The sequence below is a fragment of the Paenibacillus thiaminolyticus genome, from assembly GCF_007066085.1.
GTDB lineage: Bacteria > Bacillota > Bacilli > Paenibacillales > Paenibacillaceae > Paenibacillus_B > Paenibacillus_B thiaminolyticus.
Window position 1 is genome coordinate 3,872,260 of record NZ_CP041405.1, and the last position, 15,286, is coordinate 3,887,545.

The following is a 15,286-nucleotide window of genomic DNA, read 5'->3' on the forward strand; positions in this document are numbered from 1 at the left end:
CAATAATTTCGTGTCCTTGAGAGGAGGTTGGGGATGAATCGGTTCATCAAGAATTCTGGTTTTTATCTGATTCTTTTTTTGGTCGTGGTAGGATTTGTCCAGTTCATCGGCAACGGCAATGAAGCCACGGACACTCCGAGATATGACCAGTTCCGCAAAGAGCTTTCGGCTAACAATATAGAAGAAATGACGGTTCAATATGAAGGTCGGGCTTATTTGGTCATCGGGAAATATAGAAAGATTCCAGAAGGGGCGAAATCCCAGCAGTTCGTAACGTATATTCCGGATAGTAATCCGGCCGTCGAAGAGTTAATGAACGCAGGGGATAATCAGCAAGAACTGAAGATTAATTGGAAAAAGATGGAGGAACAAAGCCTCTGGCTGACGTTTCTGACGTCGATTATTCCATTTATCATCATGTTCATCCTGTTCTTCTTCTTCTTTAATCAAGCGCAGGGCGGCGGCGGCAAGGTAATGAACTTCGGCAAGAGCCGTGCACGCTTGTATAATGAAGAGAAGAAGCGCGTTACCTTTGAAGACGTCGCAGGTGCGGATGAAGAGAAGCAAGAGCTGGTGGAGGTTGTCGAGTTCCTGAAGGATCCGCGCAAGTTCGCAGCCCTTGGCGCGCGCATTCCGAAGGGCGTGCTGCTGAACGGCCCTCCGGGTACCGGTAAGACGTTGCTGGCCCGTGCCGTTGCAGGGGAAGCTGGTGTTCCGTTCTTCAGCATCTCCGGTTCCGACTTCGTTGAAATGTTCGTCGGTGTCGGGGCATCCCGGGTCCGCGACCTGTTCGAGAATGCGAAGAAGAATGCGCCATGTATTATTTTCATTGACGAGATCGATGCGGTCGGCCGTCAACGGGGCGCCGGTCTGGGCGGCGGCCATGACGAACGGGAGCAGACGCTCAACCAGTTGCTGGTCGAGATGGATGGCTTCGGCGCCAACGAAGGCATCATCATTATCGCAGCGACGAACCGTCCGGATATTCTGGACCCGGCATTGCTCCGTCCTGGACGCTTTGACCGTCAGATTACGGTCGATCGCCCGGATCTGAAGGGCCGCGAGGCGGTGCTGAAGGTACACGCCCGCAATAAGCCGTTGAACAAGAACGTTAACCTCGATACGATCGCCAAGCGGACGACCGGCTTCACCGGCGCCGACCTGGAGAACTTGCTGAATGAAGCGGCGCTTCTGGCAGCCCGCAAGAACCACAAAGACATTACGATGACGGACGTTGACGAGGCGATTGACCGCGTCATCGTCGGAACGGAGAAGCGCAGCCGCATGATCAGCGATCGCGAGAAACGGATTGTTGCTTTCCATGAAGCCGGACATACGATTATCGGCTACTTCCTGGAGCATGCCGATATGGTCCATAAGGTGACCATCATTCCGCGCGGCCGTGCCGGCGGTTACGTCATCATGATGCCGAAGGAAGACCGCATGCTGGTAACGAAGCAGGAATTGCTGGACAAAGTCACAGGATTGCTCGGGGGACGTGTCGCCGAAGAACTGTTCATCGGCGAGATTGGCACCGGCGCATATAGCGACTTCCAGCAGGCGACCCGCATCGTGCGCAGCATGATTATGGAATACGGCATGAGCGAGAAGCTTGGACCGATGCAGTTCGGCAATCGTCAAGGAGAAGTGTTCCTGGGCCGCGACCTCGGTCACGAGCAGAACTACTCCGATGCCATTGCTTATGAGATCGACCAAGAGATGCAGCGCATCATGAATGATTGTTATGAGCGCGCGAAGAAGCTCTTGACGGAGCGTTCCCGCGAGGTAAGCTTGATTGCGAATACGCTTCTCGAGGTCGAGACCTTGGAGCTGGAGCAGATCAAGCAGCTTATCGAGGAAGGCAAGCTGAGCGAAGTAACACCTCCATCGACAGATGCGCCTGAAGCCGGCACACCGGTTATCGAGACGACGGGCGATGTGAAGGTGAATCTGGTAGGCAAGCCGGAGAAGCTTGGACCGACCCAATGGGATGGTTCTCCATCCGGCCCGCCTGCAGGCGATATTCCGAATGGCTCTTCGCCTGCTGACATTCACGGCGACTCCACCGAGCAGCCGAAGGCGGAACCGACATCCGAGGAGCCGTCGGCGCCTGCGGACAAGGATAAGTCTTCAAATGACAAGAAAGACGAACAATAACCGCAATAATATGGGCCGCCCTCCGGGCGTTTGCAAGAGCGTACCTTCCGGTACGCTCTTTTTTACGGTAATTGGACCCGAATTCCGAATTGACACAGCGGGTCGGGGTGTGTAAATTATAGGTTAACGACAAGGCCAAGGAGTGGAGTGAGGGTGACATTGGAAGCACTGGCGTTGGCACGGAAGGAAGAGCAGAAGCAGGAGCTCCGTGAACGGTTGATGCAGTTGAAGAAAGAGCGTAACGCCATCATATTAGCTCATTATTATCAGCGGGATGAGATTCAGGAAGTTGCCGATTTCAGGGGAGATTCCTTCTTGCTAGCGCAGAAGGCCGCTGAGACAGATGCAGACGTTATCGTCTTTTGCGGTGTCCACTTCATGGGGGAGAGCGCCAAAATCTTGGCTCCGAACAAAACGGTCATCATCCCCGATGAGCGGGCTGGCTGCCCGATGGCCGATATGGTCAATGTCGACGGGCTGCGGAAGCTGAAGGCGGAGCATCCGAATGCCAAAGTCGTTACCTATATCAATTCCTCTGCGGAGATTAAGGCAGAGACCGATATTTGCTGCACTTCCTCCAATGCGGTGAAGGTCATCGCTTCGCTGGATGCGGAAGAGATCATCTGGGTTCCCGACAAGAATCTGGGCCATTATGTAGAGCAGCAGACTGGCCGGCCTTTAATCAAATGGGAAGGCTACTGCAATACACACGACATGCTGACGGTGAAGGATGTGATGGAGATGAAGGCGAAGTACCCGGGCGCGCCGTTCGTCGTACATCCGGAATGCCGCCCGGAAGTCGTGGCCATGGGCGACTTCGTCGGCAGCACGACTGCCATTATCGATTATTGCAGACGGTCGAATGCGACCGATATTATTGTAGGGACAGAAGACGGCACCGGGTACCAGCTGCGGAACGATAGTCCGGAGAAGCGATTCCACTTCGCCACGAAGTATCTCGTCTGTCCGAATATGAAGGTAAATAATCTCAAAAAACTCGTGAAATGCCTCGAAACGATGCAGCCGCAGATTTATGTGCCGCCGCAGGTTGCCGAGAAAGCACGGTTATCCTTGGAGCGCATGTTACAAGTCAAGTAGAGTAGCATGCGCTACTCTTCTGTTCAAATAGAACCAAGCATAAGAATCCATCATGAGGTTGTGAAGACAATGGCGAATCAGATTCCCCGATACTTGATAGACTTTGCACTCGAAGATCTCGAGCAAGTTCATACTGACGTCATTGTGATTGGCGCCGGTATTGCCGGTCTCTATACCGCTATCCAGGCAAGCCGGGACCAGCGGGTGTTGATGATAACGAAGAAGTCGCTGTTCGATAGTAATACGCGCTATGCGCAGGGCGGAATTGCGGCTGTGTTCGCAGACGATGATTCCCCGGCCTACCACCGTCAGGATACATTGATTGCCGGAGCAGGCCTGTGCGACGCTGAGGCGGTCAATGTGCTTGTCCACGAAGGTCCGGCCGGCGTCCAGGAGCTGATACGGATGGGCGCCTCCTTCGATGAAGAGAACGGCGCTATTGCCTTGACGCGGGAAGGGGCGCACAGCCATCGCCGTATTCTGCACGCGAATGGCGACGCCACCGGCTATGAGATTGTGCGCGCCTTGGCGGATCGTATCCAGCAGCTGGAGCAGGTGACAATCTGGGATGATCATTTCGTTATCGATCTCGTTACCGAGGAAGGCGAATGCTGCGGCGCGATTGTCCAGCGGGCCGACGGCAAGCGCGTATTCGTCAGCGGTAAGGCTACGGTCATCTGCTCCGGCGGAACCGGGCAGTTGTACCGCTATACGACGAATCCGGAGGTCGCCACGGGTGACGGCATCGCCATGGCGTATCGCGCGGGAGCTTATATTCAGGATATGGAGTTCATTCAATTCCATCCGACTGTGCTCAGCTATCCCGGGGCGCCGCGCTTCCTCATCTCGGAGGCGGTGCGGGGAGAAGGCGCCTGCCTGCGCAATATCCGGGGAGAGCGCTTCATGGAGAAATATCATCCCCAACTGGAGCTTGCGCCCCGCGACGTAGTAGCCCGGGCGATCCTCAGCGAGATGGAAGCGACCAAGTCGACCTTTGTCTACCTGGATATTACTCATGAGACGGAGGCGATGGTTAAGCATCGCTTCCCGACGATATACGAGACCTGCCTGCAGTACGGTCTTGATCTGACCAGCGACTGGATCCCGGTGTCGCCGGCTGCCCACTACATGATGGGCGGCATCAAGACGGACTTGTGGGGAGAGACCAATATTCGCCGCCTGTTCGCCTGCGGCGAAGTGTCTTCGACCGGCGTACACGGGGCAAATCGGCTAGCCAGCAACTCCTTATCGGAAGCGATCGTGTACGGCAAGCGGATCGTCGAACGGATTGCCGGGCTTGAACCGCGGGCGGAGGCCTGCCCGCATGCCGCGCATCAGCGCGATCACCATGAGCCATGCATCCAGCCGATGGTGGAGCGCCGGCTGAAGCTGCAGAAGGTAATGGTCCGTTATGTCGGGCTGCGCCGTCACGCGGAAGGTCTGATGAAGGGCTTAGGCGAGTTGAAGCGCCAGGCGGCCGTATTCGATATGCGGCTGGCGAAGCGGGAGGAGTATGAATTCGCCAATATGCTGGTCTGCGCCATGTTGGTCGCCGAGTCCGCCTTGTGGCGGGAAGAGAGCCGTGGAGCACATGCGCGGGAAGATTTCCCTGAGCGGCATGACGAGACATGGTGCAAGCATACCCTGCTGCATCGTGAATATGGAATTACAAGGAGCGAGTGAGCATTGTATAGCTTGGAACGATTGGCACTGCGCCGACAGTTGGAAGCGTGGCTGCAAGAAGATATAGGAACGGGCGACGTCACGACAGCCTACACCATTCCGGCCGGACACCAATCACGCGGCATCATTCATGCGAAGGAAGACGGCATGATCGCAGGACTGCCGGTAGCCGAAGCCGTATTCGAAGTCGTGGATCCCTCTCTGCGGTTCGCGGCTCAGGTCGAAGACGGAGCCGTTATTGCCCGCGGCACTGTTCTGGCTGAAGTGGAAGGCAGCACGCACAGTATTTTGAGCGGGGAACGGCTCGCCTTGAACCTGCTCCAGCGTCTGTCCGGGATTGCGACGAAGACGAACAAGTTCGTGCAAGCCATTGACGGGCTGAATACGAAGCTGGTCGATACCCGCAAGACGACCCCTGGCCACCGCGCCCTCGAAAAATATGCGGTTCGGGTCGGCGGGGGGAGCAATCACCGCTTCGGCCTGTACGATACCGTCATGATCAAGGACAACCACATCAAGGGGGCAGGCGGGATCGAAGCGGCGGTAAGCCGGGCACGGGCCAACATTCCGTACACGATGAACATTGAGGTCGAAGCTGAATCGATCGAGCAAGTGAAGGAAGCGCTGCAGGCGGGAGCGGACATTATTATGTTGGACAATATGGATACGGTACGGATGCGCGAGGCGGTCGCCCTCATCCGGGAAGCCGCGCCGCATGTCCTCATCGAAGCATCGGGAGGCGTCACCCTCGATACGATTCGGGACAAGGCGCTGACTGGCGTCGACGTCGTGTCTGTCGGCGCGTTGACCTACTCCTTTCACGCCCTGGACATCAGCCTGGACTTGAATGAGAAGAAAGAAGGTTAGGCCGTGATACTCGTAATCGATATAGGGAACACCAACATTGTCCTGGGGGTATACGAGGAAGACAAGCTGCTTCATAATTGGCGTTTGTCGACCAGCCGCCAGTCGACGACCGATGAATATGGCGTCATGATCTATAATCTGTTCACGATGACCAAGCTGTCGGTTAAGGATATTGAAGGTGTCATTCTTTCCTCCGTCGTCCCGCCGATTATGCATACGATGGAGATGCTGTGCAAGAAATATTTGAACAAGGCGCCGCTCATTGTTGGACCCGGCGTCAAGACCGGACTCAATATTCGTATCGAGAACCCGCGCGAGGTGGGGGCGGACCGGATCGTCAATGCGGTGGCGGCAATCGAATTGTATGGCGGGCTGAAGCCGCTGGTCGTCGTTGACTTCGGGACGGCGACGACATTCGATGTCATCGACGTCAAGGGCAATTATATTGGCGGCGCAATCGTGCCGGGCATCGGCATATCTACCGAAGCGCTCTATCAGCGGGCCGCGAAGCTGCCGCGGATCGAATTGACGAAGCCCAAGTCGGTGATTGGGCGGAATACGGTTCATTCCATGCAGGCCGGCATTATTTTCGGCTACGCCGGCCAGGTGGACGGCATTGTGGACCGTATAACCAACGAGCTTGGAGCCGAACCTACCGTTATCGCCACCGGCGGCATGGCGGAGCTCATCGCGAGCGAATCGCGGACGATTGATACGACGAACCCGTTATTAACGCTGGAAGGCTTGCGCCTTATTTATAATCGGAACAAATTGTAACCCTTTGACGGCCTATCCCGTCGTAGAATAAGAACAGTACAGGAGGCTCCCATGAACGATATGTTAGGACAGCAACCCGAAGAGAGGGAGAATATGCAGGACATGCTGGTTCGCGGCACTGGACTGGGCGGCAAGGTCCGCATCTTCGCGGTACGCACGACCGGGCTGGTCAATGAATTACAGCGGCGCCACGGTGCTTACCCGACGGCGACGGCTGCGCTCGGACGCACGGTTACCGCCGCCGCCATGATGGGCGCCATGCTCAAAGGCGATGAGAAATTAACCGTTCAGGTTAAGGGCGACGGACCTATCGGACAGATTGTCGCTGATGCGAACGCTCATGGCGAGGTGCGCGGCTATGTTACACATCCGCAGGTGCATCTGGCCAGCAATTCCCAAGGCAAGCTGGATGTGGCAGGCGCGGTCGGACGCAGCGGCTTCATCCATGTCATCAAGGATCTTGGCTTGAAGGAGCCGTATCGCGGCAGTTCCCCGATCATCTCGGGAGAATTGGCCGAGGACTTCACGTATTACTTCGCCACCTCCGAGCAGACCCCGTCTGCCGTAGGCCTCGGGGTACTGGTGGATGTCGACAATTCCGTCCTGCATGCGGGAGGCTTCATTGTACAGTTGCTGCCTGGACTGACCGAGGAACAAATCGATCAGATCGAGTATTCCCTCAGTGTGCTCCCTCCCGTTACCGCTCTGCTGGATCAAGGCATGGAGCTGGATGAGCTGGTCACTTGGATTATCAGTGACGCGAACGTTATGGAACAGATGCCGATCCGCTTCCAATGCCAATGCTCCCGGGAACGGGTGGAGCGGACATTGATTAGTGTAGGCAAGGGCGAATTGACGGCGATGATTGAAGAGGATGGCCAGGCGGAGGTCGTCTGTCATTTTTGCAACGAGAAGTATTCATTTGGAAGAGAAGAGCTGGAACAACTGCGTGATCAGGCGCAGCAAGCCTAGCCGGACAAGTCGCAATGGATGAGCACGGGCCGGAGGCGAGCCCCGCAGCGAACGATGGGACCCCGATCATGGTCCCGCATCCGAATCGGTCGATAGGGCGGGGCAAGCCGGAGGTAGGAACGGCTAACACGGAAATAACGGGATAAGGGAAGCAAGCGATATGACGAAAGAAGTCAAAAGCTTATGGGGCTGCATCCTCATTCTTTGCGTCTGTATCTTGGTGCTCGCCGGCATGCTCATCTTCAAGCATGATCGCCCTACCGCGGGGCCGGATGCGAATGCTTCCCCTGATTCCTCAACGGTTGTGGCAACCGTCGGCGGGGAGAAGGTGACGCGCAAGGAATGGCAAGAGGAACTGGAGCGGCAGTATGGCGCGCAGGTTATGGAACAGATGCTAACGGCCAGGGCGGCAACGAAGGAAGCGGAAGCGTTAGGAATTAACGTAAGCCAGACAGAAGTGGAGCAAGAGATTGCGAGGCAGATGCAAGGGTATGAAAGCGCTGAGGCTTATTTTCAGGCAATGACGGAACAGTTGGGTATGAGCCCGGAGCAGATTCGGCAGGACATCCGTTACCGGCTGCTGCTGGAGAAGATTGCGACTCATAACGTGGATGTGTCGGAGGAGGAGCTTGACCAGTATTTGCAGGACCATCGGGATGCTTACGAGTCTGTTAATGTATATCAGCTCGCCCATATTGTTGTGCCGACCCGCGAGGAAGCGGAAGACGTGCTGGCGAAGCTGAAGGATGGAGAGACCTTCGCCTCCTTGGCTGGGAGATTGTCGGTCGATGAATTCTCCTCCTACCAGGAAGGTCGTCTCGGATGGATTGATGCTAACGATCCGTTCTTCTCCCCCACAGAGCTGGAAGCGGCGCGTGAGATGGAGGTAGGCGACATCTCGGCTCCGATTGAAGTGAGCGGCGGATTCGCCATTCTGACCTTAACCGGCAAGCGCGAAGCGCAGCCGGAGGGGGAAGCTGCGATCAAGGAGCAGGCCCGCCGGGATATGGCGCTGTCCAAATCGCCCCCGCTGAAGGAGTGGGAAGAGGCCCTTCGCAAAAAGTATAATGCCGTCGTTCTCACGGCAGCGTCCGTGAACGGGTAAATAAAAGGGGTAACCGCAAGAGCGAGTGGATTCGTCCGCCCTTGCGATTATCCCTTTTTGTCATGCAGAGTCACTGGTTGTTATCGCATGGAGCGGGCTTCAATTTTTTGGCATAACCTTCGCTCGCTCTATTGACAACCTAAAGCTGGATTGGTAAGATTGAATAAAACCTAGTGCTTTAGTCGGAAATTAGTGGATAATACGGATATACACCCGGCAAGACTCAGATATTGAATAATGGCAGGAGGGCATCGTTATGGCAAGAATCGTCAATAATGTAACCGAATTGATTGGAGATACTCCACTGGTACGCTTGAACCGCATCGTGCCGGAAGGCAGTGCCGAGATTTACGTCAAGCTCGAATATCAGAATCCGGGAGCCAGCGTGAAGGACCGGATCGCAATCAGCATGATTGAAGTGGCAGAGCAGGAAGGCTTGCTGAAGCCTGGCGATACGATCGTTGAGCCGACGAGCGGTAACACCGGGATCGGCCTCGCTATGGTCGCGGCGGCCAAAGGTTACAAGGCGATTCTCGTTATGCCGGAGACGATGAGCATCGAACGGCGCAATCTGCTGCGTGCCTACGGCGCGGATCTCGTGCTTACCCCGGGGGCGGAAGGAATGAACGGGGCCGTGCGGAAGGCAGAAGAGCTTGTTCAGGAGAATCCTTCTTACTTCATGCCGCAGCAGTTCAAGAATAAGGCGAACGTCAAGGTGCATCGCGAGACGACAGGACCGGAGATTGTCGAAGCGATTCGTTCGCTGGACGGCCAGCTGGATGCGTTCGTGGCCGGAATCGGCACCGGCGGAACGATCTCGGGAACCGGCGAAGTGCTGAAGGAGAATTTCCCGGGCATCCGCGTGGTCGCGGTCGAACCGTCTGCTTCTCCGCTGTTGTCGGGGGGCAAGCCGGGACCGCATAAGATTCAAGGCATCGGGGCGAACTTCATTCCGGACATTCTGAATCGGAACGTCTACGATCAGATCATTGCGGTGGATAATGAAGATGCGTTCGAGGTGGCCCGCCAGGTCGCGAAGTCGGAAGGCATTCTGTGCGGCATCTCATCGGGAGCGGCTATTCACGCAGCTCTGCAGGTCGCTCGCGAGCTGGGCGAAGGGAAACGCGTCATTGCCGTCGTTCCAAGCAATGGCGAGCGCTACTTGAGCACGCCGCTGTTCAGCTTCGAGAATTAATCGCTTTATCGATATCCCCTCCCATCAGGAGCACGCGGGCAAATCATTGCCCTGGGCGCTTTCTGGCGGCGAGGGGTTTTTTGGATATGCTGAGGGAGCCTTTCCTTCCCGGGGCTCTTTGTTTATACTTACGGTAACGATTCCGGTGATTCATGTCACAGATATGCGATCACGGGTAAGGCGAGGTGGAGAAGTGGAGCAGATGTCCCTGCGTGAAGCAGCGATCATTACAGCCGGTCATTGGAGCTGGTGGGTACAGGAAGGGTACACCGTGCTTCCTTATATAGTGGAATATGGATGGGGGCATGAGGCCTTGGCTTCATGGCTTCCGGTATGGGAGGATGCGGGCAGCCATGCGGCCGTGCTCGAGAGCGGCAAGGACGGCCGGTACACGTATTTGGCCTGCAAGCCCGTGTCCGTCATTACCGGCAAGGATCGGGAGGCGTTCATTCAGGAAGGGGACAAGCCGTCCCGCCGGGAGGAAGGGGAGCCGCTCCAGCTGTTGAAGCGGTGGATGTCCCCTTACCGCGCGCCGAAGGTGGATGGGATGCCCAAGTTCATCGGCGGCTGCATCGGGTATTTGAGCTATGACGTTGCCCGTTCCCTTGAACGGCTTCCCGAGTCTGCGGCAGATGATCTGGAGCTGCCGGATTACGTATTTGTGCAAATGGATGAGCTGTGGATTGTGGACAAGCAGAAACGGCGGCTATACTGCGCGGTGATGACGCGTTGGCCGGACGGGAATTCCGGGCAGGAAGCGGCTGGCGCTGCCCTTGCCGTGAAGTATGAGGTAGCGGCGTCGCGGGCGCAGGCGATGAAGGCCCAGTGGGACGAATGGCAGGAACGGGGCTCCGCGAGCTTCGGCCCGGGCCAAGCGGCAAGCTCCTTGTCCGTTCACGGCGACGATCTGCAGACGATGGATATTGAGGCGTTCGAAGGGGTCGCCTCGGCATTTCCGAAGGAGGAGTTCAAGGATGCGGTGCGCCGCATTCAGCACTATATCGGGCAAGGGGATGTGTTCCAGGTGAACTTGTCCATGCGCCAGTCCCGCCGCCTGCGGGAGACGCCGGAACGGCTGTATGAATGGCTGCGCGCATTGAACCCCTCTCCGTATATGGGCTTGCTTCGATTCCCCGAGTTCCAACTCGTGTCCTGCTCCCCGGAGCTGCTGGTCCGGTTGGAGCAGGGCAGCGTCAGCACGCGTCCGATAGCCGGGACGAGACGCCGCGGCCGTACGCCGGAAGAGGATGCCCGCTTGGCGGAGGAGCTCCGGACCAACGAGAAGGAGTGCGCAGAGCATATTATGCTCGTCGATCTGGAGCGCAACGATCTTGGCCGCATCTCGGCTTATGGCTCGGTGCGGGTGGATGAGCTGATGGTCATCGAGACGTACTCCCATGTCATGCATCTCGTCTCGGAGGTGCGCGGTACGCTTGCGGAGGGCAAGGATGCCTTCGATGTCATCCAAGCGACATTTCCCGGCGGGACGATCACCGGCGCGCCGAAGGTACGGACGATGGAGATTATCGAGGAGCTGGAGCCGATCCGGCGCGGGCCATATACCGGGTCGTTCGGCTGGATTGACTATAACGGCGATTTGGAATTAAATATTATTATTCGTACGCTGGTGGTGAAAGACCAGATAGGCTATATTCAGGCGGGGGCCGGCATCGTGATCGATTCCGACCCGGAACGCGAATATGCCGAATGCCTGAACAAAGCCAAGGCATTATGGAAGGCAGTGCAGTTGAGCGAGAGTGTACCGGCGGATGCCATTCCGCCGAGAGAGACTGAAGCAGAGGCAGACGAGGCGAGAGGAGCGGTTCAGGATGATTCTGGTCATTGATAACTATGATTCGTTTACGTACAATTTGGTGCAATATTTGGGGGAGCTCGGCGAAGAGGTGCAGGTCTGCCGCAATGACGAGATCGATATCGCGGGCATCGAACGGCTGCAGCCGGATCATCTGCTGCTGTCCCCGGGCCCATGCACGCCGAATGAGGCGGGCATCACGCTGCAGGTCATTGAGCATTTTGCAGGCCGTATCCCGATTCTGGGGGTATGTCTCGGCCATCAGGCAATCGGCCAAGCCTTCGGCGGCGAGGTTGTCCGTGCCGAACGGCTGATGCACGGCAAGACGTCGCCGATTATTCATCAGGGCGAATCGATCTTCGCGGGCTTACCGAATCCGTTCACGGCGACCCGGTATCATTCGCTTATCGTCGATCGGGCGAGTCTGCCGGCTTGCCTGGGGATTACAGCGGAGACGGCTGAAGGGGAAATTATGGGGCTTCAGCATAAGGAATATCCGATTGTGGGCGTCCAATTCCATCCGGAATCGATTATTTCCGAGCATGGCCATCAGATGCTGCGCAATTTCTTGAGCATGGCGGCGCCTGTGCGATGACGGGCATCATCGGTTGGAATGGAGAGCTGGTGCCGAGTCATCAAGCCGCGGTTTCCGTGATGGACCACGGCTTTTTGTACGGCATGAGCCTGTTCGAGACGATGCGCACGTATGACGGCCGGCCCTTCCTGCTGGAGCGGCATCTGGACCGGCTGGCCGGCGCCTGCGAGGAGCTGGGAATCCGCTGGACGGAAGGAGCGGAGCAGGCAGAGGCCCATACCCGGGCCGTCATGGCGGCGAATCATCTGGAAGAGGCTTATGTCCGGTATACGGTAAGCGCCGGCGAGAACGGCTTCGGCTTGCCGGGCGGCGATTACGCCAGCCCGGTGACGATTGTGCTGGTCAAGCCGCTCCCAGACGTTCCGGATGCGCTGTATGCGGACGGGAAGCCGCTGCAGCGGCTGCGGTTGGCGCGCAATCGGCCCGAAGGGAACAGACGCTTCAAGTCGGGCCATTACATGAATAATATTCTCGCCAAGCGCGAGCTGGCCGGGTATGAGTCGGCGGCACTCGGGGCGGAAGGCTTCATGCTGACCGCGGAAGGATGGCTGGCGGAGGGCATCGTTAGCAATCTGTTCTTCCTCACGGGCCGCCGGCTCTGTACCCCGGCTCTGGCAACGGGCATTCTTCCCGGCATCACGCGGGGGGCCGTTCTAGAGCTGGCTGCGGACTGCGGACTTGCGGCCGAGGAAGGGCTGTACCGCTGGGATGACCTGTTGGAGGCAGACGAAATTTTCATAACGACCTCCGTGCAGGAACTCGTACCGATTACTTCGTTGTGGGATGAGACAGGGCAGGCGGCCGTGGTAAGCGGGGGTCGAATCGGAACCTCCACCTGTGCGCTGCTGGATGCCTATCGCTCCCTGACGGTACGCAATTTTTGACAGGATGCGAATGAAGGACGAGTCGTCGGCGGCCCGTTGTTGTCTTTCCCTATGGAACAAAAGCTTGTGACAGATCGGAGATGTTGAACATGCTGCAGCCGATATGGCGGCAACGAACCTATCGTTGGGCGAACGGTGCCTTGACTCTCGGTCAGCGCACCTTAATTATGGGTATATTGAATGTGACCCCGGATTCCTTCTCGGACGGCGGCAGGTACAACCGCGTAGACGCGGCTCTGCGGCACGCGAAGGAGATGCTGGAAGCGGGAGCCGACATTATCGATATCGGCGGAGAGTCGACCCGTCCGGGCCATCAGCCCGTCGGGCAGGAGGAAGAACTGGAGCGGGTGCTGCCGGTCATCGAGGCGCTGCGCCGGGAGCTGCCGCAGGCGCCGATCTCGGTGGACACGTATAAAGCGGAGGTGGCGCGGCAAGCACTGGAGGCAGGCGCCCATATTATGAATGACATCTGGGGCTGCAAGAAGGAGCCGGAGATGGCGCATGTCGCCGCCCGCTATGGATGTCCTCTCATCCTGATGCATAACCGTCCGGAAAGGCGGTATGACCGATTCGTAGAAGAGGTGAAGGCGGACTTACTCGAGAGCGTGGAGCTGGCCAAATCGGCGGGAGTGAAGGACGACCAGATTTGGCTCGATCCCGGTATCGGCTTCGCGAAGACCGGGGAGGACAATCTCGTCCTGATGAGCCATCTGGACGAGCTGTGCGCGCTAGGCTATCCGGTATTGCTCGGCACGTCCCGCAAGAAGTTCATCCGGGATACGCTGCAGCTGCCGGTCGACGATGTGGTGGAAGGAACGGCGGCGACGGTGGCGCTCGGCATTGCGCAGGGCTGCCAGATCGTGCGCGTGCATGATGTCGCCTCAATCGCGCGAACGGCGCGGATGTGCGACGCGGTGTTGTACCGCTGACAGCAGGCGGCAATTCAAGGGAAGGAAAGGAGCGGAAGCGATGAGAGTCGTGAAGCCGGATCGGATGCAGCTCCATCGGATGGAGTTTTTTGGCAAGCATGGGGTGTTCGCGGAGGAACGTGCGCTGGGTCAGCGCTGGATCGTCGATCTCGATTTGCAGATCGATTTACAGAAGGCGGGGCAATCGGATAAGCTGGAGGACTCCATTAATTATGCCGAAGTGTTCTATTCCGTCAAATCCATCGTAGAGGGGCAGTCGTATCAGCTCGTGGAGGCGTTGGCTGAGCGGATTGCCGAGACGGTGCTGGACGGGTATCCCGCCATTCAAGAGGCTCGTGTGCGGGTTACGAAGCCCCACCCGCCGTTCGATATTCATTTCCAGGGCGTGACGATGGACATTACGCGGGCCCGGATTACGGAAGAGGACCGACAAGCGGGTGCTGCCGATGAATGATATGAAGCAGGAAGCAGTGGCTTATATTGCGCTTGGAGCCAACCTTGGCGATCGGGAGCACTCTCTGCGGGAGGCGATTGCGAGGCTGAACGCCCATCCCGCGGTTCGGGTGGCCGCATGCTCGGACATTTATGAGACGGAGCCGGTCGGGTACACGGATCAGCCTCAATTTTTGAATATGGCGGCCCGGGTGGCCAGTACGCTGGCGCCGCAGAATCTGCTGCGCGTCATGCTGGGCATCGAGCTGGAGATGGGGCGGGTTCGTGATGTTCGCTGGGGACCCCGCGTCATCGATCTGGACCTGTTATATATGGAAGGATTCGAGATGGATTCACCGGAATTGACGCTGCCTCACCCGCGAATGGGAGAGCGGCTGTTCGTGCTCATTCCGCTGGCGGACATTGTGTCTTCGGATAATAGCCAGCTGCACGCATTCGTTCACCGCGCCCTGGGAACACTGGATGGGAAGGAAGATATTCGGAAGTGGACACGCTCCAATTGGCCCGACGAATCCGCGCCTTTCGCAAATTAAGAGGCTTGACCCAGCAGCAGCTGGCTGATCGGCTGGGCATGTCGGTATCTGTGCTGGGCGAGATAGAGCGGGGACGGCGGAGACTGGATGAAGCGATGATGGGGCGTATTGCCGGAGAGCTCGGCGTGACGCAAGAGGAACTGGCATCTGATCCTTCTTTCCGGTAAAATGTTATCCTGGCATTGCTGTTGCGAATATAACCCGCTCACGCTGTGTAGACGGTGA

15 protein-coding genes are annotated in these 15,286 nt (G+C 57.4%); all 15 read left to right on the forward strand.

Going from position 1 to position 15,286, the window contains the following annotated elements; all coding sequences use genetic code 11:
- Positions 1–33 precede the first annotated feature (33 nt).
- The 15 genes from ftsH (at position 34) to FLT43_RS17300 (ending at position 15,228) form a co-directional block, all read left to right on the forward strand.
- Positions 34–2,157, forward strand: a complete 2,124-nt coding sequence (ftsH, locus tag FLT43_RS17230) for an ATP-dependent zinc metalloprotease FtsH (protein ID WP_087443285.1) — start codon at positions 34–36, stop codon at positions 2,155–2,157.
- Positions 2,158–2,316: 159 nt separating this feature from the next.
- Positions 2,317–3,255, forward strand: coding sequence for a quinolinate synthase NadA (gene nadA / locus FLT43_RS17235; RefSeq protein WP_087443307.1), 939 nt, complete (start codon positions 2,317–2,319; stop codon positions 3,253–3,255).
- A 69-nt stretch (positions 3,256–3,324) separates the two neighbouring features.
- Positions 3,325–4,938, forward strand: a complete 1,614-nt coding sequence (nadB, locus tag FLT43_RS17240) for an L-aspartate oxidase (protein WP_087443286.1) — start codon at positions 3,325–3,327, stop codon at positions 4,936–4,938.
- 3 nt (positions 4,939–4,941) lie between these two features.
- A complete protein-coding gene (gene nadC, locus FLT43_RS17245; RefSeq protein WP_087443287.1) occupies positions 4,942–5,805 on the forward strand; it encodes a carboxylating nicotinate-nucleotide diphosphorylase in 864 nt (287 codons plus the stop codon).
- 3 nt (positions 5,806–5,808) lie between these two features.
- Positions 5,809–6,582: a type III pantothenate kinase gene (locus tag FLT43_RS17250; protein WP_087443288.1), complete on the forward strand. Its 774-nt coding sequence runs from the start codon at positions 5,809–5,811 to the stop codon at positions 6,580–6,582.
- Positions 6,583–6,633: 51 nt separating this feature from the next.
- Entirely contained in the window at positions 6,634–7,554 is a 921-nt protein-coding gene (gene hslO, locus FLT43_RS17255) for an Hsp33 family molecular chaperone HslO (RefSeq protein ID WP_087443289.1), read from the forward strand.
- Positions 7,555–7,714: 160 nt separating this feature from the next.
- The gene (locus FLT43_RS17260) at positions 7,715–8,659 is read left to right on the forward strand and encodes a SurA N-terminal domain-containing protein (protein WP_087443290.1); all 945 of its coding nucleotides are present in this window, start codon (positions 7,715–7,717) and stop codon (positions 8,657–8,659) included.
- 256 nt (positions 8,660–8,915) lie between these two features.
- The gene (gene cysK / locus FLT43_RS17265; RefSeq protein ID WP_087443291.1) at positions 8,916–9,854 is read left to right on the forward strand and encodes a cysteine synthase A; all 939 of its coding nucleotides are present in this window, start codon (positions 8,916–8,918) and stop codon (positions 9,852–9,854) included.
- Between the two features lie 202 nt (positions 9,855–10,056).
- On the forward strand, positions 10,057–11,700 hold the full coding sequence (locus FLT43_RS17270; RefSeq protein WP_087443292.1) for an anthranilate synthase component I family protein: 1,644 nt from the start codon (positions 10,057–10,059) through the stop codon (positions 11,698–11,700).
- Positions 11,684–12,262 carry an anthranilate synthase component II gene (locus FLT43_RS17275; RefSeq protein ID WP_087443293.1) on the forward strand — a complete coding sequence of 193 codons (579 nt, stop codon included), beginning with the start codon at positions 11,684–11,686 and terminating at the stop codon, positions 12,260–12,262. Before FLT43_RS17270 ends, FLT43_RS17275 begins: the two co-directional genes overlap by 17 nt.
- Positions 12,259–13,146, forward strand: a complete 888-nt coding sequence (locus FLT43_RS17280; protein ID WP_087443294.1) for an aminotransferase class IV — start codon at positions 12,259–12,261, stop codon at positions 13,144–13,146. Before FLT43_RS17275 ends, FLT43_RS17280 begins: the two co-directional genes overlap by 4 nt.
- Positions 13,147–13,235: 89 nt before the next feature.
- The gene (gene folP / locus FLT43_RS17285; RefSeq protein WP_087443308.1) at positions 13,236–14,075 is read left to right on the forward strand and encodes a dihydropteroate synthase; all 840 of its coding nucleotides are present in this window, start codon (positions 13,236–13,238) and stop codon (positions 14,073–14,075) included.
- A 40-nt stretch (positions 14,076–14,115) separates the two neighbouring features.
- Positions 14,116–14,529: a dihydroneopterin aldolase gene (gene folB, locus FLT43_RS17290; RefSeq protein WP_087443295.1), complete on the forward strand. Its 414-nt coding sequence runs from the start codon at positions 14,116–14,118 to the stop codon at positions 14,527–14,529.
- The gene (gene folK, locus FLT43_RS17295) at positions 14,522–15,061 is read left to right on the forward strand and encodes a 2-amino-4-hydroxy-6-hydroxymethyldihydropteridine diphosphokinase (RefSeq protein WP_087443296.1); all 540 of its coding nucleotides are present in this window, start codon (positions 14,522–14,524) and stop codon (positions 15,059–15,061) included. Before folB ends, folK begins: the two co-directional genes overlap by 8 nt.
- Positions 15,028–15,228, forward strand: a complete 201-nt coding sequence (locus FLT43_RS17300; RefSeq protein ID WP_244194242.1) for a helix-turn-helix domain-containing protein — start codon at positions 15,028–15,030, stop codon at positions 15,226–15,228. The genes folK and FLT43_RS17300 overlap by 34 nt, the downstream gene beginning before the upstream one ends.
- The last annotated feature ends 58 nt before the right edge of the window (positions 15,229–15,286 follow it).